General features: G+C 60.8%; 22 protein-coding genes. 14 read left to right on the top strand and 8 right to left on the bottom strand.

Annotated features, from left to right (window positions below; all coding sequences use genetic code 11):
- Positions 1–130: 130 nt before the first annotated feature.
- Entirely contained in the window at positions 131–3,004 is a 2,874-nt protein-coding gene (locus BLU26_RS06410; RefSeq protein ID WP_092284938.1) for an HD domain-containing phosphohydrolase, read from the top strand.
- 13 nt (positions 3,005–3,017) lie between these two features.
- Here the strand turns inward: BLU26_RS06410 and BLU26_RS06405 are convergent, their stop codons facing one another.
- The 3 genes from BLU26_RS06405 to BLU26_RS06395 form a co-directional block, all read right to left on the bottom strand.
- A complete protein-coding gene (locus tag BLU26_RS06405) occupies positions 3,018–3,458 on the bottom strand; it encodes a hypothetical protein (RefSeq protein ID WP_157719313.1) in 441 nt (146 codons plus the stop codon).
- 67 nt (positions 3,459–3,525) lie between these two features.
- Positions 3,526–4,893, bottom strand: coding sequence for a sigma-54-dependent transcriptional regulator (locus BLU26_RS06400; protein WP_092284934.1), 1,368 nt, complete (start codon positions 4,891–4,893; stop codon positions 3,526–3,528).
- On the bottom strand, positions 4,890–6,398 hold the full coding sequence (locus BLU26_RS06395) for a sensor histidine kinase (RefSeq protein ID WP_092284932.1): 1,509 nt from the start codon (positions 6,396–6,398) through the stop codon (positions 4,890–4,892). Before BLU26_RS06395 ends, BLU26_RS06400 begins: the two co-directional genes overlap by 4 nt.
- 165 nt (positions 6,399–6,563) lie before the next feature.
- Between BLU26_RS06395 and BLU26_RS06390 the strand changes: the two genes are divergently transcribed.
- On the top strand, positions 6,564–6,962 hold the full coding sequence (locus BLU26_RS06390) for a DUF4168 domain-containing protein (RefSeq protein ID WP_092284930.1): 399 nt from the start codon (positions 6,564–6,566) through the stop codon (positions 6,960–6,962).
- A 97-nt stretch (positions 6,963–7,059) separates the two neighbouring features.
- Here BLU26_RS06390 and BLU26_RS06385 read toward each other — a convergent pair whose 3' ends face one another.
- Complete coding sequence (locus BLU26_RS06385; protein ID WP_092284928.1) at positions 7,060–7,962, bottom strand: LysR substrate-binding domain-containing protein; 903 nt, start codon at positions 7,960–7,962, stop codon at positions 7,060–7,062.
- Between the two features lie 120 nt (positions 7,963–8,082).
- Between BLU26_RS06385 and BLU26_RS06380 the strand changes: the two genes are divergently transcribed.
- From BLU26_RS06380 to BLU26_RS06330, 11 genes are all read left to right on the top strand, one after another.
- Positions 8,083–9,195 (top strand): S-(hydroxymethyl)glutathione dehydrogenase/class III alcohol dehydrogenase, encoded by a 1,113-nt coding sequence (locus BLU26_RS06380; RefSeq protein ID WP_092284926.1) that lies wholly within the window; start codon positions 8,083–8,085, stop codon positions 9,193–9,195.
- Between the two features lie 174 nt (positions 9,196–9,369).
- Positions 9,370–10,221, top strand: a complete 852-nt coding sequence (gene fghA, locus BLU26_RS06375) for an S-formylglutathione hydrolase (protein ID WP_092284924.1) — start codon at positions 9,370–9,372, stop codon at positions 10,219–10,221.
- Between the two features lie 100 nt (positions 10,222–10,321).
- Complete coding sequence (ispF, locus tag BLU26_RS06370) at positions 10,322–10,798, top strand: 2-C-methyl-D-erythritol 2,4-cyclodiphosphate synthase (RefSeq protein ID WP_092284922.1); 477 nt, start codon at positions 10,322–10,324, stop codon at positions 10,796–10,798.
- Positions 10,791–11,849, top strand: a complete 1,059-nt coding sequence (gene truD, locus BLU26_RS06365; RefSeq protein WP_092284920.1) for a tRNA pseudouridine(13) synthase TruD — start codon at positions 10,791–10,793, stop codon at positions 11,847–11,849. The genes ispF and truD overlap by 8 nt, the downstream gene beginning before the upstream one ends.
- On the top strand, positions 11,849–12,598 hold the full coding sequence (gene surE, locus BLU26_RS06360) for a 5'/3'-nucleotidase SurE (protein WP_092284918.1): 750 nt from the start codon (positions 11,849–11,851) through the stop codon (positions 12,596–12,598). Before truD ends, surE begins: the two co-directional genes overlap by 1 nt.
- A gap of 3 nt (positions 12,599–12,601) precedes the next feature.
- On the top strand, positions 12,602–13,273 hold the full coding sequence (locus tag BLU26_RS06355; RefSeq protein ID WP_092284916.1) for a protein-L-isoaspartate(D-aspartate) O-methyltransferase: 672 nt from the start codon (positions 12,602–12,604) through the stop codon (positions 13,271–13,273).
- A gap of 24 nt (positions 13,274–13,297) precedes the next feature.
- On the top strand, positions 13,298–14,221 hold the full coding sequence (locus BLU26_RS06350; protein ID WP_092284914.1) for a DUF368 domain-containing protein: 924 nt from the start codon (positions 13,298–13,300) through the stop codon (positions 14,219–14,221).
- A 48-nt stretch (positions 14,222–14,269) separates the two neighbouring features.
- Positions 14,270–15,169, top strand: a complete 900-nt coding sequence (locus BLU26_RS06345) for a peptidoglycan DD-metalloendopeptidase family protein (protein ID WP_092284912.1) — start codon at positions 14,270–14,272, stop codon at positions 15,167–15,169.
- A gap of 183 nt (positions 15,170–15,352) precedes the next feature.
- Positions 15,353–16,354: an RNA polymerase sigma factor RpoS gene (rpoS, locus tag BLU26_RS06340; protein WP_092288386.1), complete on the top strand. Its 1,002-nt coding sequence runs from the start codon at positions 15,353–15,355 to the stop codon at positions 16,352–16,354.
- Between the two features lie 214 nt (positions 16,355–16,568).
- Positions 16,569–17,141: a LemA family protein gene (locus BLU26_RS06335; protein ID WP_092284910.1), complete on the top strand. Its 573-nt coding sequence runs from the start codon at positions 16,569–16,571 to the stop codon at positions 17,139–17,141.
- The gene (locus BLU26_RS06330) at positions 17,138–18,058 is read left to right on the top strand and encodes a GIDE domain-containing protein (RefSeq protein ID WP_092284908.1); all 921 of its coding nucleotides are present in this window, start codon (positions 17,138–17,140) and stop codon (positions 18,056–18,058) included. The genes BLU26_RS06335 and BLU26_RS06330 overlap by 4 nt, the downstream gene beginning before the upstream one ends.
- 6 nt (positions 18,059–18,064) lie before the next feature.
- On the opposite strand, the gene BLU26_RS06325 is transcribed toward BLU26_RS06330, so the two are convergent.
- From BLU26_RS06325 to BLU26_RS06315, 3 genes are all read right to left on the bottom strand, one after another.
- Entirely contained in the window at positions 18,065–20,134 is a 2,070-nt protein-coding gene (locus BLU26_RS06325) for a putative bifunctional diguanylate cyclase/phosphodiesterase (RefSeq protein ID WP_092284906.1), read from the bottom strand.
- Positions 20,135–20,352: 218 nt separating this feature from the next.
- Positions 20,353–20,934 carry a superoxide dismutase [Fe] gene (gene sodB / locus BLU26_RS06320; RefSeq protein WP_092284904.1) on the bottom strand — a complete coding sequence of 194 codons (582 nt, stop codon included), beginning with the start codon at positions 20,932–20,934 and terminating at the stop codon, positions 20,353–20,355.
- Positions 20,935–21,185: 251 nt separating this feature from the next.
- Positions 21,186–21,806 (bottom strand): LysE/ArgO family amino acid transporter, encoded by a 621-nt coding sequence (locus BLU26_RS06315; RefSeq protein ID WP_092284902.1) that lies wholly within the window; start codon positions 21,804–21,806, stop codon positions 21,186–21,188.
- Positions 21,807–21,903: 97 nt separating this feature from the next.
- On the opposite strand from BLU26_RS06315, the gene BLU26_RS06310 reads away from it, so the two are divergent.
- Positions 21,904–22,788: a LysR family transcriptional regulator ArgP gene (locus BLU26_RS06310; protein WP_092284900.1), complete on the top strand. Its 885-nt coding sequence runs from the start codon at positions 21,904–21,906 to the stop codon at positions 22,786–22,788.
- Here the strand turns inward: BLU26_RS06310 and BLU26_RS06305 are convergent, their stop codons facing one another.
- Positions 22,789–23,841 carry a saccharopine dehydrogenase family protein gene (locus BLU26_RS06305; protein ID WP_092284898.1) on the bottom strand — a complete coding sequence of 351 codons (1,053 nt, stop codon included), beginning with the start codon at positions 23,839–23,841 and terminating at the stop codon, positions 22,789–22,791.
- Positions 23,842–23,915 lie beyond the last annotated feature (74 nt).

Here is a 23,915-nt window from a genome sequence, read left to right as displayed (position 1 = left end):
TTCACCAGCCGAAGTAGCGGCCATGCGCCGAATCGATGTGACTGACGTTTACGAAGCTGCTCGCAGGCGGCTTGGCTAGGCTATTCTCAAGACCAGCTAGGTTCGATGTTGACAGGGAGTGGGTAACGTAATGGGAAAGACGAAGTCGAGCGTCAGTCTGCAGTGGTTGATCGCTTGGTCGATGGTGATCTGTTTGCTGGCGATGGCCAGCTTGACCGTGTGGCAAGGCTACCGGGGCTCCCGTACCTTGTTGATCGCGGCGGCCAATGATGCCGCGCAGCAGCTGGGAGTGTTGCTGAATGAGCGTTCGGAGCGCTTGTTGGGGCCGGCGGAAAGTGCGCTGCGTATTCTGAATTACGACCCTTTGGCTCAGAGCAATACGCTGGAGCAGCGGTTGCAACGCCTGCCGGTCCTGATCGAGACGCTACGCAGCAACCGCACGCTCAGCGCGGTGTACGCCGGGTACCCGAATGGCGACTTCTTCCTGCTACGCCGCGTTGAGTCCGGCCTGCAGGCCGGCGGGCGGCAGTTGCCCCGAGGTACCGCCTATCTGGTGCAGTCGATAGAGCACCTGGCTGGCGCCAACGTGCAAGGTCGCTGGCTGGCGTATGACAACCAGGGTGAGGCATTGCGAGAGGTGGCGGTCAGTGATTACCGGTTCGACCCCCGCACGCGGCCCTGGTATCAATTGGCGGAATCTGCCTCGGATATTGTGTTGACCGAGCCCTACCTGTTTTTTACCAACAGGAATATCGGCGTGACCATGGCGCGGCGCAATCCGGCCGGTGTGGTCTTTGGCCTGGATGCGTCACTGCAAGACTTGGCGGGCGAGGTAAATGATCTGCGACTCACACCCGGTACCGAGATCGCGTTGGTGGGCGAGCGCGGCAAAGTGATTGCCTACACCGATCTGCAGCGGATCGTCACCGACGGCGCTGAGGGTCTGCAGTTGGCCACGTTGCCGGAGCTGGGGGTCCCAGTGCTGGAGGCGGCACACAATATGGCCGCTGAGGCGCGCACGCCGCAGTTAGTGGAGCTCGGGGGGCAGGAGTGGTACGTACTGAATCTGCCGCTGCGCAAGGTGGGTAACAATCCCGGCAGTATTCTGATCGCCATGCCGGCCAAGGAACTTCTGGCCGGGGTGCGCGATACGCTGCGTGACCAGGCGCGGCTGGTATTTGCTCTGGCGGCGCTGCTGCTGCTTATTGGCTGGGCGTTGGGACAGCGGCTCGGCCAGCCGCTGAAGTCGCTGGGCGATCAGGTGGAACAACTCGCTGGGTTCGATTTCAGTGCCCCGATTGGCGTGCGTTCGCGCATCCGCGAGGTAAACGACCTGAGCAAGATGACTGCGCGCATGGCGAAGGCGATTGCCCGCTTTCAAACCATCACCCTGACGCTCAGCCGAGAAACCAATCTGGAGCGCATGCTGGACTTGGTGCTAGAACAGCTGATCGCGATTGCCGGTGGGCAGGGCGGCGCCGTGTATCTGTATGACGAGGATGACGGCGTGTTGCGCTGCGCCGGCGACACCCGGCCGGTGCATTACCCGGGCAGTGTGCCGCTGGACGACGCGCGACTAAAAGATCCGGCGCGCAGCCTGGCCAGCCAGCTGGACGACGAGCATCGTTACCTAACCTTGGCTCTGCGTGATCGCCAGGGCGACCTGCAGGGGGTGCTGGCGGTAGAGGTCTCGCCGCTGCTGACCAATGAGGCGGTGCGCAGCCTGCGCCAGTTCCTTGGCAGCCTGGCCGGCACACTGGCAGTGGCCATTGAGACCCGGCAGCTATTCGACGACCAGCAGTTACTGCTGGAATCGATTATCCGGCTGCTGGCGTCAGCCATCGACGCCAAGTCGCCCTATACCGGCGGCCATTGCGATCGCGTGCCGCAGCTGGCGGAAATGCTGCTGGAGCAGGCACAGCAGGCAGAGGAAGGACCCTTTGCCAGCTTTGCATTGACGCAGGAGCAGCGCTACGCCTTCCGCACCGCGGCTTGGCTGCACGACTGCGGCAAGATCACCAGCCCGGAGTATGTCGTCGATAAGGCCACCAAGCTGGAAACCCTGTACAACCGCATTCATGAAATTCGCACCCGTTTTGAAGTGCTCTGGCGCGAAGCCGATATTCGCTATTGGCAAGGTCGCGCCGCGGGCGAGGATGAGTCGGTGTTGCAGCAAACGCGTGACGCCGAGCAGGCGCGCCTGCGTGAGGAGTTTGCGGTGGTCGCCAAGGCCAACACCGGTGGTGAATTCATGGCGCAGGAAGATAGGGAGCGGTTGCAGGTGATTGGCAAGCAAACCTGGTTACGTTACTTCGACAATCGCTTGGGTTTGTCTGGCGATGAGCAGCAGCAATTGATCGGCGTGTCGGCGGCGGCCTTGCCGGTCGAAGAGCAGTTGCTGATGGACCGCCCGGAACACCTGGTGCCCTGGGGCGAGCGCAAGCCGCCGGTCGCTGCGAACGACCCCGCCAACCGCTGGGGTTTTGATATGGAGCTGCCAGCCCATAGCAGTAACCTGGGCGAGCTGTACAACCTGTCGATCGCGCGTGGCACGCTCACGGCGGAGGAACGCTTCAAGATCAACGACCACATAGTGCAGACGCTGATCATGCTATCGACCCTGCCGTTTCCCAAGGCGCTGGCGCGCGTGCCGGAGTTGGCTGCCACGCACCACGAACGGCTGGACGGCACCGGTTACCCACGGCGCCTCAGTGCCGAGCAGTTGTCGGTGGAGGATAGGGTGCTGGCCATCGCCGACATCTTTGAAGCCCTGACCGCAGCCGATCGGCCATACAAGGAGGCCAAGAAGCTCTCTGAGTCGGTACGCATCATGCTGTTCATGGCGCGCGATCAGCATTTGGACGCGCGGCTGCTGGCGCTGTTTCTGAGTACCGGTGTGCACCTGCAATACGGCCGGCGCTTCCTGGCGCCAGAGCAACTGGATGAGGTGGATGTGCCGGCCTGTATCGACCAGTTGCGCGGCTGGGGGTTGCTGGACGACTGATGGTTGCTGGACGTCAGTCCGGGGTCAGGGCGAGGTGAAACTGCGCGCCCTCGGCTTCCAGTGGGCTCAGGGCCCGGAGGCAGTAGGCGAGCTCATCCAGCAGGGATGAGGTCCTGGCTCCCTGGTGTTCACGTTGCAGGTGTTGCTCCAGCGCTTCCAGGCTGCTCATCCCGGCGGCAATCGGCTGCCAGCTCATGTCTTCGATGCCGTAGGCTAAACCGGTTTCTGGGTCACTGGCAGTGTCCGCGGTGGGCACCTGCGTGTCATCTATCAGGATCACCGCTTGCTGCAGCTCAACGGCGGTGGTGTCGAGAAAGCGGCTGAGTTCGCTGACCCCTAGCGTTTTGCACAGGGCATCAAGTCGGCTCAGTTCCGCCCGCATGGCGTCGAGCGATATGGCGCCTGGCTGAAAGCGGCGATCGAGCAATGTATTGAGCCGTAACACGCGTGACACGAGGTTCTCCTGGCTGGGTGCGATTAGCTAGCTTACCGCAGTGCCAGCCCGCGGTGCATGCTCTGCGTTACTCGATCCAGCGGTAAAGCGTGCGCCGGGTGATACCCAGAATGTCGGCAGCCTTGCGCTTGTTGCCGCCCGTGGCATCGAGTACCTGATGGATGTAGCGGCGTTGTACCTGCTCCAGGCTGGGGAGCTGATCGTCAGTTTGCGGCGGGCTGCCTGGCGCCTGGCTGTGGGTGACCGGATTGCTGAGATTGCTGCTTTGCATGCGCTCGGGCAGGTCGTGCAGTTCGATCAGTGCGCCCTGGGAAAAGGTGGCCGCACGTTCCACCGCATTTTGCAGTTCACGCACGTTGCCGGGAAAGGGGTAATGCAGCAGTGCCTGGCGCGCCGCGTCACTGAAGCCCTTGATCTGCCGCTGCTGGCGAGCGTTGAAGCGGGCCAGAAAGAAATCCGCCAGGTAATGAATGTCGTCACTGCGCTCGCGCAGCGGCGGCACCTGCAGGTTGAAGGTCTCCAGCCGGTAGAACAGGTCCTCGCGGAAGGTGCCCTGCTCGACGCATTCGGTCAGATTGCGGTTGGTGGCCGCAATGACGCGCACGTCCAGTTGTATTTCATGGTCGCTACCCACCGGCCTGACGTTGCCGTCCTGCAGGGCGCGCAGCAGCTTGGCCTGCAACGCGAGCGGCATTTCACCGATTTCATCGAGCATCAGAGTGCCGCCTTCGGCCTGTTGAAACAGCCCGGCGCGGGCCTTGCGCGCGCCAGTGTAGGCACCGGCCGCGTGGCCAAAGAATTCGCTTTCCATCAGCTCAGCCGGAATGCCGCCACAGTTGACCACCATGTAGGGCTTGCCGCTGCGTCCGCTTTCTTCGTGCACGGCGCGCGCTACCAGTTCCTTACCGGTGCCGCTTTCGCCCTGGATCAGCACCGGGCCGTCGGCACCGGCCATCTGCCGGATGTGCTGAAACAGCCGGCGCATGCCGCTGCTCTGGCCGATGATGCCGTGGAACTGCTCCACTGCCATGATCGAGCGGTAGCGCTGTACTTCACGGCGCAGGCGGCGGTTCTCCAGCAGGCGCTTGACGGTAAGCAGAAAATGATCGATTTCCAGGGGTTTGGTGAGGAAGTCGTCGGCGCCATTTTGCAGCGCGTTGACCGCCTGCTGCACCGAGCCAAAGGCGGTGATGATCAGCACTGCCGGGGCGGGCGATAGGGCCTGCGCGGGCGGCAGCAGGCTCAGGCCATCGGCACCGGGCAGGCGCAAATCGCTGATCAGCAAGTCAATCTCGGCCTGCTGCAGGGGGCCAAGGGCGTCCTCGGCACTGCCGCAGGCGGTGACCTGATAGCCCTCGGCCTCCAGCTCCTCCTGCAGTAACTCGCGCAGGCCGCTGTCGTCTTCAACCAGTAACAGGTGTTCGGTGTGGCTCATGCATCCGCCTCCTTGTGTATGGGCAACAGCAGGCTGGCGCAGCATCCGCCCTCGGGTCGGTTGGCCAGCAGCAGGGCGCCGCCGTGCTCCTCAACGATGTTTTGTACGATAGCCAGACCCAGGCCGGTTCCTTCGCCGGGCGCCTTGGTGGTGAAGAAGGGCTCCAGCAACTGAGTCACATCGTTGTCCGGCAGGCCGGGGCCATCGTCGCTGATGCGGATAATCAATTGCTGCTCGTTGTTGCTCAGACTCACCTCGACGCGGCTACGCGCCGCCTGCAGGGCATTGCGCAGCAGGTTCAGCAAGGCCAGTTCCAGTCTTGCCGGGTCGCCGAACAGCGCCGGCGCCGCTGGTTGATAGTGACGCTGCAGCTGTTTACCGGACTGTTCGAACTCCGGGGTGATGGCGTCCAGCGCGCTGTTGCTCAGTTGCACGGGATCGGTTCTGCGCAGGGTCGCGGCGGCGGGCCGGCTGTAATCGAGCAGTTGCTTCACGGTGCTGGTCAGGCGTGCGACCTGAGCGCGTATCGCGCTGAATTCGCGTTGCTGTGGCGAGTCTGGATCGCTGCTGCGTTGCAGGCGACGGGCGCGGCCATCGATGACGCTGAGCGGCGCGCCCAACTCATGTGCGACGCCGCGGGCCATGCCGCCGATCGCCGCCATTTTCTCGTTGTCCTTGAGTTGCGCCAGCAGGGCGGTCTCCGCCGCGCGGTGCTCATCCACTTCGCGACGCGCCTGCTCGATGCTGTCGAGCATGTGATTGAGACCCTCGGCCAGCGCCGCGACCTCGGCCGGCCCCTCCAGTGCCGCGCGGTGGGAATGGTCACCCTGGGCAACCCGCTGCATATGCTCCAGCAGCTTATCCACGTGCCGACCTACGCCGCCGTAGTGGCCGAGCATGACGGCGCAGATAATAGTGAGCCCGAGCACGCCCCAGGCGGCCCAGGCGATGATCGTCAGCTGGTCCAGCGCGCGACCGAAGTCGCTGGCGCGGCGGGTAATCTGGATCAGGCCTTGAATGTTGCCGCCAACATCAAACAGCGGCATGAAGTGGGAGAACAGATGGCGCCCGCCGACCTGACTGAAGCCTTGCTGTGCCTCGCCGGTGGCGACAATCAGGTCGGGTATGCGGGTACGCGTGAGATCGCTTTCGGTAACGCCCGCCGAAGCCAGGCGCACGCCGTTGACGTCAAACACCGAGGCGCCGTACACCTCGCCGAGCACGAAGACCGAGCCCAGTGCCAGTTCAATAGCCTGGCGGTCGTTCTCGCCCAACGCGGTGCCGATGGGAATGCTGATGGCGCGGCCGATCAGCTCCAGGTCATTTTTCAGGCGTTGCTGCTGAAACTGGCTGGCCTGCTCTAGCCCAAAGCGGATGCCGAGTGCTGTCAGCAGCAAGAGTGGCAGCACCACAAACAGCAGCAGGGTGCGCTGCAGGCCGCTCAGGCGCGAAGGAGCCAAACGGCGGGCTAGTGTGCCAAAACTAAACGGGTCTTTTTTGCTCATGTTTAAAAAAGATACATGTTATTTCGGTTAATGCAAGCTGATGCAGCTGGGCTTTGCCTGCGTTTAAAATATTTTATTGTTTTTAATCAGCTAGTTAGAGTGTTTTATGCAAAGCTGGCATGGTCTGTGTAATACCTTCAGTGAGTTCAACCGAAGGAGATACTCATGATGAACATTAAAAAGCTCAGTGCCGCTCTTGCCATTGCCACCATGACCGCTACCGCCGGTGTACCCTTTGCCATGGCGCAGTCAATGGACGGTGCCACCCAGCAGCAATACGGTGAGCCACAAGGCTCAGCCCAGGCATCGGCCCCGGTCAGCGAAGCGGATCTGGAGAAGTTCGTCAGTGCCGAGAAGAAAGTGAACGAAATTCGTGAAGACCTGACTGAGGAGCTGAGCAGTGCCGGCGACCAGCAGGAAGCCCAGGAACTGCAGATGGGTGCCCAGAAAGAGATGGTTGAGGCCATTCAGGACGAGGAGCTGGACATTCCGCGCTACAACGAAATCGCCTCGCGTATGCAGACCGACATGGAGCTGCGCCAGCGCGCTCAGCAATACAACTAAGACCTGATCAGGTCTGATCTCCATAGCTTTCGCCGCTATGGGAACGCATAAAAAGGGGCTTCGGCCCCTTTTTTGTGGGTGTTTCGTGGGGGCCGATTCAGGGTGCCTGGTCGTGCCGGTACTCCGGACGTAAGGCCAGTCCGTGCTTCAGGTAATCGACCAGCTGGCGCACTTTGGGTGAGAGATGGCGCTGCTGGGGGTACAACGCCCACACCGCGGTATGCGGCGGCTGATGTTGCGGCAGCAAGGCACGCAAGGCGCCGCTGCGCAAATGTTCGCGCACATAGTAGTCCGGCAACTGGCACAGCCCGAACCCGCGCAAGGCAGCCTCCAGCACCGCTTGCCCACTGTTGCAGCGCCAATTGCCCTGCACCCGCACCGGCACCTCCTTGCCGCGTTGCTGAAAACTCCAAACATCGCTGCTGCCGATAAGACAATTGTGCCGCGGCAACTCAGACAGGCTGTGCGGCGCGCCGTGGTGCACCAGGTAGCTTGGCGCCGCGCAAAGGTACATATGCCGCGGTGCCAGCCGGGTGGCGATCAGGCTGGAGTCTTGCAGACGCCCCAGGCGGATTGCCAGGTCGTAGCTGCCGTGCAGCAGGTCCAGCGTCTGATTGGTCAGGGTCATTTCGATTCGCAGCTGAGGATGCTGCTGCATGAAGTCGTCTACCAGCGGCATGATGAAGCTTTCGCCGTAGGCAACCGAGCAGGTCATGCGCAACAGGCCCTTGGGTTCGCTGCCCAGGTCGGTGATCGCCTGTAGCGCCTCATCGCGCGCATCCTGCAGGCGCTGGCAATGCTGCAGAAAGGTCTGTCCGGCCTCGGTCAAGCTGACTTTACGCGTGCTGCGGTAGAACAGGCGGGTTTGCAGACGGTCTTCGAGTCTCGCAATCTGCCGACTCACGTGGGATGAGGACAGGCCCAGACGAGTAGCCGCGCCGGTGAAGTGCCCGGTTTCAGCTACGGCTACAAATTCTTCGATACCTTCCCAGTTGCCCATGCACCAACGCCCCTGATTATCCCTGTGCGGCAATAATGTTTTGTTCGATGGGTGATTATCCACGAAACCGCGTTCTACTACACTTGCCTCCTGTCATTACCTCACTCACTGGAGAGCCCCATGATCAAGTCCCGCGCCGCTGTGGCCTTTGCGCCGAATGAACCCCTGCAGATCGTAGAAGTGGATGTTGCACCGCCGCAGGCCGGCGAGGTGCTGATTCGCATCGTTGCTTCCGGCGTTTGCCATACCGACGCCTACACCCTGTCTGGTCAGGACAGCGAAGGCGTGTTCCCGTGCATCCTCGGTCACGAGGGCGGCGGCGTGGTTGAAGCGGTCGGCGAAGGTGTGACATCCGTCCAGGTCGGCGATCATGTGATTCCGCTGTACACCGCTGAGTGCCGCGAGTGCAAATTCTGCAAGTCCGGCAAGACCAACCTGTGCAGCTCCGTGCGTACCACCCAGGGCAAGGGTTTGATGCCGGACGGCACCAGCCGCTTCAGCTACAACGGCGAGCCGGTCTACCACTACATGGGCTGCTCAACCTTCTCCGAATACACCGTGCTGCCGGAAGTTTCGGTCGCCGTGATTCCCAAGGAAGCACCGTTGGAAAAGGTCTGTCTGCTGGGCTGTGGTGTTACTACCGGTATTGGTGCGGTACTGAACACCGCCAAGGTGGAGGCGGGCGCGACTGTCGCCATCTTTGGTCTGGGCGGTATCGGTCTGGCCGCGATCATCGGCGCCAAGATGGCCGGCGCGAGCCGTATTATTGGTGTCGACATTAACCCGGCCAAGGAAGCTATTGCCCGGGAGCTGGGCATGGATGAGTTCGTCAATCCAAAGGACTACGACAAGCCGATTCAGGAAGTCATCGTCGACATGACCGATGGCGGCGTGGACTACAGTTTCGAGTGCATCGGCAACGTGCAGCTGATGCGTGCCGCGTTGGAGTGCTGTCACAAGGGCTGGGGTGAATCCACCATCATCGGCGTGGCTCCGGCCGGTGCCGAGATCAGCACCCGCCCGTTCCAGCTGGTGACCGGCCGCGTCTGGCGCGGCAGCGCCTTCGGTGGCGTCAAGGGACGTACCGAACTGCCGAGCTATGTCGAGAAATCCCAGACCGGCGAGATCCCGCTGGACAGCTTCATCACCCACACCATGGGGCTGGATCAGATCAACGAAGCTTTTGATCTGATGCACGAAGGCAAGAGCATTCGCACCGTCATTCATTTTTAACGCAGCCGCAAGCCGCAAGCTGCAAGCGCCAAGAAAACCTGCTCGGTGATGAACCGAGCAGGTTTCTGGAGGCTTGATGGGGCAGGTTGGGAATCTACCTGTCGCCCCTGCGCTCATGACTGTTCTGCTGGTCGCTTGCAGCTTGTAGCTTGCCGCTGAAATCGGAGGTTTCCTATGAACGATATTGAATTGGTTTCTGCCAACAAAAGTTTCGGCGGTTGGCAGAAGCGTTATCGGCACCAGTCCAAGGCGCTGCGGTGTGACATGGTGTTCGGTATTTACCTGCCGCCGCAGGCGGATCAGGGCAAGCCGCTGCCGGTGCTGTACTGGTTGTCGGGCTTGACCTGCAATGACGAGAATTTCAGCCAGAAGGCGGGCGCGCAGCGGCTGGCGGCCGAGCTCGGCATGGTGCTGGTGATGCCCGACACCAGCCCGCGCGGTGAAGGCGTGCCGGATGATGCGGCCGGTGCCTACGACTTCGGCCTGGGCGCCGGGTTTTACGTCAACGCCACCCAGTTGCCTTGGGCAGAGCACTACCGCATGTACGACTATGTGGTAGACGAGCTGCCAGCCCTGATTGAGGAGCACTTTCCGGTCAGCGATCAGCGCAGTATCAGTGGTCATTCGATGGGTGGGCACGGCGCTCTGGTGTGCGCTCTGCGCAACCCCGGCCGTTATCGCTCGGTGTCGGCCTTTGCGCCAATCACCCATCCGCTGGACTGCCCCTGGGGGCACAAGGCGCTGGGCAATTACCTGGGTAATGACCGCCAAGCCTGGAAGCAGTGGGATGCCTGCGAACTGATTGCCGAGGCCGAAGAGCGTTTGCCCTTGTTGGTGGATCAGGGCGAGGCAGACAACTTTCTGACTGAGCAACTCAAGCCTGAAGCGCTCGAAGCCGCCGCCCAGGTAGCCGGGCACCCGCTCACGCTGCGCAGGCAGCCTGGGTACGATCACAGCTACTTCTTTATCGCCAGCTTCATCGATGATCATTTGCGTCATCACGGCAAAGCGCTGGGGCTGCTCTGATAGGGCGATCCTTGCTTTCTCCGCCTTGGGTCATCGGCCTGTCACTGGATGGCCCAAGGCGGTAGAATCGCCGGCACTTTGAATCAGGCAGGAACACAGTATGCGTATCGGTCACGGCTATGATGTACACCGCTTCACCGAGGGGGATTTCGTTACTCTGGGTGGCGTGCGCATTGCGCATCGATTCGGCCTGCTGGCGCACTCCGATGGCGATGTATTGCTGCATGCCCTGAGCGACGCCCTGCTGGGCGCGGCGGCGCTGGGCGACATCGGCAAGCACTTCCCGGATACCGATGCCGCCTACGCCGGTGCCGATAGCCGCGTATTGCTGCGGCATGTGCTGGGGCTGGTGCAGGGCAAGGGCTGGCAGGTTGCCAATGTCGACGCCACCATCATCGCCCAGGCGCCAAAGATGGCGCCGCACATTGACGCCATGCGTGAGTTGATCGCCGCTGACCTGCAGGTCACGTTGGATCAGGTCAACGTCAAGGCCACTACTACTGAGAAATTGGGTTTCACCGGGCGGGAAGAGGGTATCGCGGTGCACGCCGTTGCCCTGTTGTTGCCCCATGCTTGAGGCCGAGCTGTTAGGTCAGCGCGCCTGGGGCGAGCCCTGCGGTGCGGCGGTGCTGAAAGCGGCGCCGGAAGACTTTCGCGTCACCGAAGTGCTGGATATCGAGCTGTCCGGTCAGGGCGAGCACCTTTGGCTGTTGCTGGAAAAGCGCGGCCTGAATACCGAAGAGGTGGCGCGCAAGCTGGCCCGCGCCAGTGGCGTGTCTCTGCGCAACATAAGTTATGCCGGGCTGAAGGATCGCATTGCGGTCACCCGGCAGTGGTTCAGCCTGCAGTTGCCGGGCAAGGCCGATCCGGATTTCTCAGCGCTTTGGGGCGATAACCTCCGTTGCCTGCAACAGCTGCGACATAAGCGCAAACTGCAGCGCGGCGCCCATAGCGCCAACCGCTTTTTGATTCGCCTGACTGAACTGCAGGCGGATAAACCGCGACTTGATGCGCGTCTGCAGCTGCTGGCGGAGCAGGGAGTGCCCAATTATTTTGGCCCTCAGCGCTTCGGTTTTGCCGGCGGCAATCTGCACGATGCACGCAGCTGGGCAGAGCGCAGTGCGTATCCGCCAGCGCGGGGTACACGCTCGCGGCTGCTGTCTGCGGCGCGCAGTTATCTGTTTAACCAGATGCTCGCCGAGCGTGTGGCGGCGGCCAACTGGAACACCGTGATGGCAGGCGACTGCCTGGCTTTCACCCAGAGTCGCAGCCAGTTTCCGGCGGCAGAGCTGGCCGCTGACGACCCCCGCGTAGCGCAGCTGGATCTGCACCCGACCGCTTCGCTTTGGGGTGCGGGTGAGCTGGACAGCAGCGGCGAGCAGGCAGACATGGAGGCAAGGGTAGCGGCACAGCATCGGCTTCTGGCAGAGTGGTTGGCGGCGGCCGGACTGGATCAGGCGCGGCGCATTTTACGCCTCCCCATTGCCGGTCTGACGTGGCATTATCCGTCCTCGGATTGCCTTGAACTTGAATTCACCCTGCCCACCGGCTGCTTTGCAACCGCGGTACTGCGCGAGCTGGTAGTGCTGGTCAGCCAGGCCGGCGGTGGGCTAGAAAGCGAAAACTGATGCGTATTCTGATAGCCAATGACGACGGTGTGCTGGCGCCGGGTATCAAAGCCCTGCACGGCGCGCTGGCGGACTATGCCGACTGCGTCGTGGTCGCTCCGGAAGAAGACCGCAGCGGCGCCAGCAGTGCCTTGAGCCTCGATCGGCCGTTGCGTCCCTTTGTGTATGAAAACGGTTTTATCGGCCTTAACGGCACACCGACCGACTGCGTGCATCTGGGCCTCAATGCCTTTTATGAAGATAGCGTGGATATGGTCGTCTCCGGCATCAATCTGGGCGCTAACCTGGGCGATGATGTGCTTTATTCGGGCACGGTAGCGGCGGCGCTGGAAGGGCGCTTTCTGGCGCGCCCGGCGATGGCCTTTTCGTTGGTGGGCCGGCAGACCGAAAACCTGCCCGCAGCCGCGGCCATTGCCCGGCAGATGGTCGAGGCCCACGACAAGCTCGACCTGCCGCCGCGGACCATTCTGAGCGTCAATATTCCCAACCTGCCGCTGGCGCAGATCAAGGGTATCTGCCTGACGCGTCTGGGCCACCGTTCACGTGCAGCGCGGCCGATCAAGTGGACTGACCCGCGCGGCAAGGAAGGCTACTGGATTTCAGTTGCAGGTGATGCCGAGGATGGCGGCGAAGGTACTGATTTTCACGCGGTCATGCAGGGTTATGTTTCGGTAACACCCTTGCGGGTCGACAAGACGCATTACGAAGTCTTCGACCACCTGCAAGGCTGGCTGGGTAATCTGGGCTGAACCATGGTGCGCGACGAACTTTATAAAAATGGCATCGGCATGACCTCCCAGCGCACCCGCGAACGGTTGTTGGAGCGCCTGTTTGAGGAGGGAATCCGCAACCTGCATGTGCTGGAGGCGATTCGCCGCACGCCGCGCCACCTGTTTGTGGATGAAGCGCTGGCGCACCGCGCCTACGAAGATACTGCGCTGCCGATCGGCCACAACCAGACCCTGTCGCAGCCTTACATTGTGGCGCGCATGACCGAGTTGTTGCTCGGCGGTGGCCCGCTCGACAAGGTGATGGAGGTCGGTACCGGCTCCGGGTACCAAACCGCCATTCTGGCCCAGGTGGTGGAGCGCATTTTCAGTGTGGAGCGCATTTATCCGCTGCAGGAGCGGGCCAAGGCCGTACTCAAGGATATCAATATCCGCAACGTGGTGTTTCGCCACGCCGACGGTAACTGGGGCTGGCCACAGTACGGGCCTTACGATGCCATTCTGGTGACCGCCGCGCCGGCAGAGGTGCCGAAGGAACTGCTCAGCCAGCTGGCCGACGGTGGCCGTATGGTGATCCCGGTCGGGGAGCAGGACCAGCATCTGATGCTGGTGGTGCGCAACGGCGACGAATTCATTTATCAGCAGGTTGAACCGGTTCGCTTTGTGCCTTTGCTGGCGGGCGCGATTCGTTCCTGAATTACCCCCCAGAGGAAGGTGCAGGTGAGGGAATACATTTTTATTTTTCTGCGTGGCATCGCCATGGGGGCCGCGGATGTAGTGCCCGGCGTGTCAGGCGGCACTATCGCGTTTATCTCCGGTATTTACGACCGTCTGTTGGCGGCCATTGCGGCCTGTACGCCAGACAAGTTGCTGTGGCTGGCGCGCGGTCGTTTTCGCGAAACCTGGCAAGCCATCGACGGCGGCTTTCTACTCGCGCTGCTGGCCGGCATTCTCTGCAGTATCGCCAGCCTGGCGCGGGTGATCAGCTACCTGTTGGCTGAGCATGGTGTGCTGGTATGGTCGTTCTTTTTCGGCCTGATTCTGATCTCGGTGTATCTGGTAGGACGTGAAATTCAGCGCTGGAATGCAGCGACGGTGGCGGCGGGTGTTATAGGCTGCGCTTTTGCCTACCTGATCACGGTGGCGTCGCCACTGGCGCTGAGTGTGACACCACTCACACTCTTGCTCGGCGGTAGTATTGCTATCTGCGCGATGATCTTGCCTGGCATCTCCGGTAGCTTCATTCTGCTGCTGCTGGGGTTGTACAGCGGTGTATTGCAGGCGGTGAAAACGTTCGATCTGGCGTTGCTGGGCTGCTTTCTGCTCGGCTGCATCATTGGCATCCTGAGCTTTTCACGCTTGTTGTCATGGCTGCTGGGGCATATGCGCAACATTACCGTGGCCTTTTTGACCGGCCTGCTGATTGGTTCGCTGAACAAGGTCTGGCCCTGGAAGGAAACCCTGACCTGGCGTACCGATAGCCACGGCGAGCAGGTTCCCTTGCTGCAGCAGAACCTGCTGCCGGCACAGTATCAAAGCGTCAGCGGTGAGCCCTCCTTGTGGCAGGCCGGGTTGGCGTTGATGGCCCTGGCCGTGGTATTAGTGTGGCTATTGGACTGGTGGGGGCGGCGCTCGGCTGCCTGACATCGGTACCACAGCTGCAGTAGGGAAAGAACGGGAGCCAACCTGGAAATGGGGCGGTGTGTGCGTTACAGGCTACAGGCGGGTGTGAAAATCAAACAGCTAGGTATTTCTTTGCTGGCTATGCTGCTGGTTGCCTGTGCCGGGCCATCCGGCACTGTTCCTATTGACGAGCGCGGCCGCGGTGGGCAGCGCGCCGATACGGTTACATCCGGTTACCATACAGTTCAACGTGGCGAAACCCTGTACCAGATTGCTTTTCGCTATGGCTGGGATTGGAAAGCACTCGCCAGCAACAACCATATGGCGGCCCCTTACACTATTTATCCCGGACAGCGTATCAACCTGAATACGCGCACGGCATCGCGTCCTGCGCCGGTTAGACCTTCGTCCAATAGCACGCGACCGCCTACCGCCAGGCCAGTCCCGGCCAGCACTGGATCGGCGGTTGTCTCGCGCCCAACCACCCAACCCAAACCCGGGCTCACCACCACCACAACACCGGTGACGCCGCGCGCTACCACGCCACCACCACGGACGCCGCCGACCGCCGCTGCGCAGGCCAGCCTGCCGACGACAGTGGCCGGTTGGAACTGGCCTGCGCGCGGCACGCTGTTGGCGCGTTTTCAGTCAAACGGCAGTTTGAATAAAGGGATTGATATTGCCGGACAATTGGGTGAGCCTGTGAAAGCGGCCGCTGATGGTGTTGTGGTGTACGCCGGGCGCGGATTGATCGGATACGGCGAGATGATCATCATCAAACACGACGAAACCTATCTGAGCGCTTACGCGCACAACAGCCGCTTGCTGGTCAAGGAAGGCGACCAGGTAAAAGTCGGCCAGACTGTCGCAGAGATGGGTAGCAGCGGTACTGACAGGGTGAAATTGCACTTCGAGATCAGACGAAAAGGCCAACCTGTAGACCCGTTGGCGTATTTGCCGAAATCTTGATGCTAAGGTGTTGTTGCTGACACAAAGTTGTCATGTCGTACAGGCAGGCTGCCTGAACAAGCAGAGATGTTTGCACAGGTATGAATGTTGGGCGGCTCGGTCGATACTCATGCTGTCGGCCAGTGGTGGGTCGTTGCTGCAGTAGCTTTCATACCGCGTTTTGACCGGAAATGGGGCATGTATATGGCAGTCAAGAATAAGAAACAGCCAGGGCAGACCATGATGGACCAACCCACGCCGTCTGAGCGTGGTATCAAGGATGATGAGGAGGCTGCAATGTCTGCTTCAACAACTGCCGCAAAAAGAGCAACGCCACGTAATCACAAGCGTGAAAACGCTTTTGAGTTTACCAAGCAGCTGGATGCCACTCAGCTGTATCTCAATGAAATCGGTTTTTCCCCGCTGTTGACCCCCGAAGAGGAAGTGCATTTTGCGCGACTTGCGCAGAAGGGTGATCCTGCCGGTCGCAAGCGCATGATCGAGAGCAATTTGCGCCTGGTGGTGAAAATTGCCCGACGCTACGTCAATCGCGGCCTGACCCTGCTCGACCTGATCGAAGAGGGCAACCTTGGCCTGATCCGCGCCGTGGAAAAGTTTGATCCGGAACGTGGCTTCCGTTTCTCTACCTACGCTACCTGGTGGATCCGGCAAACGATCGAGCGCGCGATCATGAACCAGACGCGCACCATTCGCTTGCCAATCCACGTCGTCAAGGAACTCAATATCTATCTGCGCGCCGCGCGTGAACTGACGCAGAAACTCGATCATGAGCCCTCGCCGGAAGAGATTGCCTTGCTGCTCGACAAACCGGTTGCGGACGTCAAGCGCATGCTCGGTCTGAATGAGCGGGTGGCTTCAGTGGATATGTCACTGGGGCCGGATTCAGACAAGACGCTGCTCGATACGCTGACGGACGATCAAGGTAGCGATCCTTGCGATCAGCTGCAGGACGACGACCTCAACACCAGTATCGACAGCTGGCTCTCCGAGTTGACCGAGAAGCAGCGCGAGGTTGTGACTCGTCGCTTCGGTCTGCGCGGCCACGAAAGCAGCACCCTGGAAGAGGTGGGTCGCGAGATAGGTCTGACCCGTGAGCGCGTACGCCAGATTCAGGTAGAGGCCCTCAAGCGCCTGCGCGATATTCTTGAGCAGCACGGCCTGTCCAGCGAGTCTCTGTTCCAGTAAGGCCTGAAACCTGCTGGCCAGATAGCGCTTCACCGTCTCTGGCGGTGAAGCGTGAAGTCCCCCCATCCGCATCGTACGCGTAGCAACCCCTCCCGTTTTATCGGTAGTTGAAATGCTCTGCCACTTCGCCGTATGTGCCGTTATAGTAGTCACTGGATGCCCCTGGCAGGGCTTGCTGAAGGCGCATTCGCGCCATACAAGAGGAATTTGTGCAATGGAACTGACTACTCTGATTATTCTTGTGGTGCTAGCGGTAGGCCTGATCTACGCCATCATGCTGTACAACCAGTTGGTCAGCGTGAAGCATGCGGTCAGCCAGGCCTGGTCGAACATCGATGTGTTGTTGCGTCAGCGTCATGATGAATTGCCCAAGCTGGTTGAAGCCTGCCGCCGTTATATGCAGTACGAGGGTGAGACGCTGGAGCGCGTGATCGCGGCGCGTGGCGCTGTGGCAAGCGCACGCCAGCAAAGCGATGTGAAGGGGGTTGGCGTTGCCGAGACGGCGCTACGCAGCGGGCTGGGCCAACTCTTTGCGCTGGCCGAAAATTACCCGGAGTTGAAGGCCAGCGAGTCGTTCCAGCATTTGCAGGAACGCATTACCGGACTGGAGAACGGCATTGCCGATCGCCGCGAGCTTTACAACGCGGCGGTGAATATCAATAACGTGCGTATCGAGCAGTTTCCGGAAGTGCTGCTCGCGCGCCTGTTTTCCTTCAAATCGGCCGAGCTGCTGCAGTTTACCGACGAGGAGAAGGCCGACGTTAATCTGCGGGCGCTGTTTTCATGATTGATGTGCATGGGGTGATGTGGTTGTCCCCAGCGCATTACTATCTGTTTACCGGGCTGGCCACCGCTGCGGCCGTGGCATGCCTTTATCTGATGTTGACGCGCTTGCAGCGCGCACGTTGGATCGAAGATACACCTACCTCACGCGTTCGTTCAGCGGCGCAGGGCCTGGTTGAGCTCAATGGCATGCTGGACGCTGGTGGGCATGAGCCGTTGCTGTCACCACTGGCAAAGCGCCCCTGCCTCTGGTATCGCTTCCGGGTGGAGGAGCACAAGGGCAATTCCGACCGCGATAGTCAGTGGCGTACGGTGGAGCAGGGCGTGTCAGAACGGCCTTTTCTGCTACGCGACGCTACCGGCGCCTGTTGGATCAATCCGCTGGGCGCTGAGGTGCATCCCAAGCACCGTCGTCGCTGGGAGGGCAGCCAGCGCTGGCCGGCGGAAACGTCCGTTGCCAAGGGGTTTTTGGGTAGCCTGCTACGCAAGCGCTATAGATACACCGAAGAGTGGTTTGTAGCGGAGGAGCCGTTGTATGCCATAGGCTGGTTCGAGAGCCGCGGTGGCGGACGTGAGGCGGTGGATATGAACGCGCTGTCACGCCAGGTAATCAGCAACTGGAAAGCGGATTACCCTGACCTGCTGGCGCGTTTTGACCGTAACGGTGACGGCAAGATCGATCTGGAAGAGTGGGAGCGGGTGCGCCGCGCGGCCAATCAGGCTGCAGAGCAGGAGGCACGAACTGCCGGGCAAGCGCCGGTGGTACATGTATTGCGCAAGCCGGCGCGCCGAGGTTTGCCCTTTGTACTGTCGGATCATCACCAGGATGACCTCAGTAACAGGCTGCGCGGCAACAGCAGGTGGGCCCTGGTCGGACTGGCCTGCAGTGCCACCTTGGCTTGCTGGCTCTGGTTGGCCTGAGGGTCGTTAGCTGATTTCCGAGCTGCTGCGAGTCTTGCTGGTCTCGGCGCGGTACTGCACTATCCAATCGCCGAACGCGGCAGCTGACAGCGGCCTGCTGTAATAGTAACCCTGGCCTTCGTTGCAACCCTGGGCAATGACGTAGGCTTCCTGTTCGGCGGACTCCACACCCTCGGCGATGACCTCCATATTCAGGCTGCGGCCGAGCTGAATGATGGCCCGCACGATGGTGGCATCGTCTTCGTCGACCAGAACGTCCTGGACGAAGCTCTTGTCGATCTTGATCTTGTCGAGCGGCAGGCCGCGCAGGTAGCTCAGCGAGGAGTAGCCGGTGCCGAAATCGTCAATCGCGATCAGTACGCCGGCCTTCTTGAGGCTGTTGAGGTGGCTCGCTGCAGCGGCAATATCTTCCATCAGACCGGTCTCGGTCACTTCCATTTCCAGGCAGTGGGCCGGCAGTTGATAGCGCTGCATCAGGTTGGTCACCACACGTGACAGCTCGCTGTGGTGAAGCTGCACTGTGGACAGATTGACCGCCATGCGCAGCTCGTTGAACCCCTGATCATGCCATTCGCGCAGCTGTTTGCAGGCCTGATCCAGTACCCACTCGCCAATGCTGATGATGATGCCGTTCTGTTCCGCCAGAGGAATGAACAAGTCTGGCGGTACCAGTCCGCGTTCGGGATGCTGCCAGCGCAGCAGCGCCTCTACACCGACTACCTGATGGGTCGCGTAGCTGACCTGCGGTTGGTAGGTCAGGTGAAACTCGTTTCGCTCCAGCGCACCGCGTAGCTCCTTGTCGAGCTCTCGGCGCACACGCATTTCACTGTCCAGGCTGGCGATGTAGAACTGGTAGCGGTTTCGTGAGCGGGCCTTGGCCAGCATCATGGTTTGTTCGGCTTTCTGCAGCAGTTTCTCGGCGTTGTCGCCGTCGTCGGGGAACAGGGTGATGCCGATGGTTGCCCGCAAGCTGACAGTGTGGTCGCCCAGCTCGAAGGGGCGGCTCAGGTCGTCGAGAATGGTCTGCGCCAGTTCAGCGGCTTCGTAGGGCTCACCGACGCCGGTTTGCACCAGGGCGAACTGATCGCCACCTAGGCGAGCCAGGCTACCCAGACGGCCACTGTTGGCACGCAGGCGGTCGGCGACGGTTACCAGCAGGCTGTCGCCAGATTGATAGCTGAATTGCTCGTTGATTTCCTTGAAGTCATCCAGGCCGCAGCAGAGCACCGCAACGCCACGCTGGCGGCGTCCGGCATCGGCGAGAATGCGCGCGAGCTGCTCCTGCAGCATGCTGCGATTAGGTAGCCCGGTCAGGTGGTCGTGCTGCGCCATGTGCAGCAGGTTGGCCTCTGCTTCGCGGCGCCGGCTGCTGTTGCGTTCGATCGACTCCAGCAGCTCATTGGCCTTTCTGATCCATAAGCCCAGTTCGTTCTTTTCCTGCCCGGGTAGCATGGGAATGTGCATCTTGCCGGGGTGGTCAGGGTTTATGTCGGCAATGCGGTCGATGATGCCGGCCAGGGGCTTGGTCAGCAGAATGTGGTACAGCAGGTACAGGGCAAAGGCCATGGCCATGGCGCGTAGCACGCCAGACAGCAGAATGATCAGTGAGCTTTGCAGAAAGTCTTCGCCGTAGGGCGCGGTATCCAGCGTGATGCGCAGGTCACCGTAATACTCGTTGTAGGGTTCGCGGCCAAAGAGTCCGACGCTGTATTGCTGCTCGACGCCAAACAGCCAGTCGGTCAGCGTGCGATAGGGAGAGTCTTTCAAGGGGCGTTCGCGGCTGGCCAGCTGGGTTTCATCGGGGTGGCCGATGGCGGCGTAGCGAACGGCTTCATGCTCGAACAGGCCGCCAATGACCTGCAGCGCCATCTCGCGGTCCAGGCTGTAAACGGCCTGGGTGGCGGGGTCCTGCGACATGGCGAGGATCTGCTCGGCGTTGCTGTCGATCAGCTGGCTTTCCTTGCGCAGGTCGTAGGCGATTTGCCCCATGCTGAGTACAACACCGACCACGAGTGCCCAGAGCAACACCAGACGCAGTAGCTTGATGGAAAGGCTGTGGCGGCGCTCTAGCTTCAAGATCTTTTTATTCCTGTCGTGGTGAGTTGAGCTTCAGGGCCATCATGCAAGTATCTGATTGGCCTGCGCAACTCCTGCAATCATTGTTATTCGTTTGTGCAGTGTTAAGTCGAGTATCGACAAACTGCAGTGTGACGTCAAAGTGAAATCACTTTTGCCGACCCAGAACGCACAACACCCCGCCGGAGCGGGGTGTTGTTGAACTGCAGTAACTGCGATCAGGCAGCGAAGTTCTTCGCTACGAAGTCCCAGTTGACCAGGTTCCAGAATGCTTCGACGTACTTGGGACGAGCATTGCGGTAATCGATGTAATAGGCGTGTTCCCAAACATCGCAGGTCAGCAGCGGAGTGTCACCTGAGGTGATCGGGTTGCCGGCGCCGATGGTGCTTGCCAGGGCCAGAGAGCCGTCAGCCTTCTTGACCAGCCAGCCCCAACCAGAGCCGAAGGTGCCGATGGAGGTTTTGCTGAACTCTTCTTTGAAGGCAGCGAAGGAACCGAATGCCTTGTTGATGGCTTCGGCCAGCTCGCCAGTAGGTTCGCCACCGCCGTTCGGGCTCAGGCAGTTCCAGTAGAAGGTGTGGTTCCAGATTTGCGCTGCGTTGTTGAATACGCCGCCGCTGGATGTCTTGATGATCTCTTCCAGGCTTTTACCTTCGTACTCGGTGCCCGGAACCATGTTGTTCAGGTTAACAACGTAGGTGTTGTGGTGCTTGCCGTAGTGGTATTCCAGAGTTTCCGCAGAGATGTGCGGTTCCAGTGCATTCTTCTCGTAGGGGAGTGCTGGTAATTCAAAAGCCATGATTTATCTCCATCATCAGGTATCAGGGTCCAGAAACGGAATACTGCTTACTGTACGACCGGCTTTACCGCTCTACAGTTCGATCAAGTTGGCCACGGCTGCCACGCCGGCAGAGTAGACAATCTGTTACGCCTCTTTTGCCGGAGCTGATACTGGCTCCTTGGGGCGCTGCCCGTCTTGCGATCGGGAAGTCTCGATGATAGCACCTGAAAGCGGGCCTATCCACGCACCAAGTATAGGGTTATAGCGATTCAGAGTGTCTGCAACGCCGGTCTGGCGAGGGACCAGGCTACTGCCAGCATCATCGCGGCAACTGCCAGATCGATGCAGCGCCAGGTCACGGGGCGGCTCAGCAGTGGGGCCAACCTGGCTGAACCCAGTGCCAGAAGGCTGAACCAGAGTACCGAGGCGCTGACTGCGCCCAGGGCGAAAACCAGCGGCAACGGATTCTGCGCGCCAACCGACCCGATCAGCACCATGGTGTCGAGGTAGACGTGGGGATTGAGCAAGGTCACCGCCAGGGTGCTGAGCAGCACCGCCCGGCGCGAGCGGCGTGGCTGCTTGCCCGCATTCATTACATGGGGTGACAGCGCCCGGCGCAGCGCCTGCATGGCGTAAAGCGAGAGAAACGCCACACCCGCCCAGCGGGTGATTTCCATTGCCAGCGGATGACTTTGCAACAGCGCTGCCAGGCCGAATGTTCCGGCCAGGATCAACACGGCGTCGCAACTCATGCAAATCAGCGCGGCGCTGAGGTGATATTCACGGCGCAGACCCTGCGCCAGCACGAACGCGTTTTGCGCGCCTATGGCCATGATCAATCCGGCGGCGATAAACAGACCGTTAGTGTAACTGTGCAGCAGAGTGGACATGGCGCGCGCCTTGTGGCCAGGTAAGTGGGCGCATTCTGGCGTGGCCAGGTTTATTAAAAAAGAGAATAATACTGATGAGATATAAGAGAAATTAATCATGCTGGATTACAAGTTGCTGGCCGCGCTGAATGCGGTGATAGAGCACGGCGGGTTTGAGCGCGGTGCCGCAAGCCTGGGGCTGTCCCAATCGGCGGTGTCGCAGCGAATAAAGCTGTTGGAGTCGCGTCTGGGAACGCCGGTGCTGGTCAGAATGTCGCCGCCGCAGGCAACCGCAGCCGGGCAGCGGCTGCTCAACCATGTGCAGCAGGTGCGGTTGTTGGAGCGCGATCTGCGCACCGACCTGCCGGCGATGGATAGCCGTAGCGGCATGTCGCGTTTGCGCGTCGCGCTGAATGCAGACAGCCTGGCGACCTGGTGGGCGCAGGCGATCAGTGGCTGGTGCAGCGCCGAGCAGGTGCTGCTGGATATGCAGGTGGAAGATCAGGATGTAGGCCTGCGGCGGATGCGCAACGGCGAGGTGGCGGCCTGTGTCTGTGCCACCGAGCAGCCGGTCGCGGGGGCGCGCAGCCTGCTGCTGGGCCATATGCCTTATCTGGCGGTGGCCAACCGCGAATTTATTGCGCGGCATTTCCCGGATGGTGTGAGCATGGCGCAGTTGCCGCAGGTTCCGGCCATTGTATTTGGCCCTGACGATCAACTGCAGCACCGTTTTTTACGTCAATTGGGTGTGACGGGTGAATTCGAATATCACCTCTGTCCGTCTTCCGAGGGTTTTGTCCGTTTGCTCACGGCGGGCGTTGGTTGGGGCATGGTGCCAGCGCTGCAAGTCGCCACCGAGCTGCGCAGTGGCGTGTTGTGTGAGCTGGTACCCGGGCAGGCGCAGCAAGTCGCGCTGTACTGGCATTACTGGCGCAATGGCGGGCAACTGCTCGAAGGCTTGACCCGCGAGCTGGCGGCGCGGGTGCCAAGGCTGCTGGCCTGATTATTCCAGGTGCATTTCGCCGGAGCCGGGCAGCTTCTCGATACAGTCCGAGCCAAGCAGGCGCGAAGGGGTGTAGTAGCCCGGTGCGGGTTCGTTCTGACGCAGAAACTCGACGGCGAACAGGGCGCCTTCGGTTGTCACGTCGTAACCGTTGGCGGTCTGAATGCGGGCGGTAATCTTCTTGCCGGCGCGGTTCTGTGCCTCGCCCCAAACGTAGGTGCGCGCTTTTTCCCGTTGGCTGCTGTCTGGCCCGAGAATCCGGCGACCGACGAGATGCTTGAGCAGCGCCTGTACCGGCGGCAGCCCGAGCAGCGGTCGCAGGCGATCCAGCCGTCGCAGGCGCGTGGCGGCGCTGGGCGCCATGGGAATGAAGACTTCAATGTCGTCAATGCCGGTCGAGAACCAGGCCGTGGCGATATCGCCCCAGGGAATGGTCACGGCGTGCTTGGTGCCGTTGCCAAAGTCGATGTCGCGGCTTTGGTAGGCCAGCGGCACGGTTTTGATCTTATCGTCCTTGCGAATGCGTCCACCGTACTTCAGACCCTCCACCGAGGTTCTCGCGGTGCCGGGAGAGAAGCTGCTGCGTGAGTCAAAACCGAGTGCCAGCCGGTCTGCGTCGGGCATCGCCTCTTTCAGTCGAGCGGCGATGCAATCGGTAGGGATCACGTCAAAGCCGACGCCGGGGCAAATGACAATATTGGCTTCGGTGGCTTCGTTGTGACGACTTTGGGCGGCGACAAACACATCAATCTCGCCGGTAATGTCGAGGTAATGACACTGATTTTGCAGGCAGGCGTCGATCATCGGCTGACTGGTTGCCGAGAAGGGTCCGGCGCAGTGCACGACGATGCTCATGCCTTCGACGCCCTGGCGTGTGGCGTTGGCATCATCGAGACGAAAGTGACGTGCCTGCAGCTTGAGTTCGGCGGCAAGATCGGCAACCGCTTTCTGGTTGCGCCCTGCCAGTACCGGCGTCAGCCCACGGGCCACAGCCTCCCTTGCCAGCAGCGAACCTGCGTATCCATTAGCACCGTAAATCATCCATTCAGCCATTCCGTCACTCCTCGATCCCGGGAAGGTTCAGGGTAATGTCTGCGCGGAGGATGCGCCAGCGGGTTGAGTGCGCT

This window comes from Halopseudomonas sabulinigri (assembly GCF_900105255.1).
GTDB lineage: Bacteria > Pseudomonadota > Gammaproteobacteria > Pseudomonadales > Pseudomonadaceae > Halopseudomonas > Halopseudomonas sabulinigri.
This window is presented reverse-complemented; position numbering and strand designations above follow the sequence as displayed.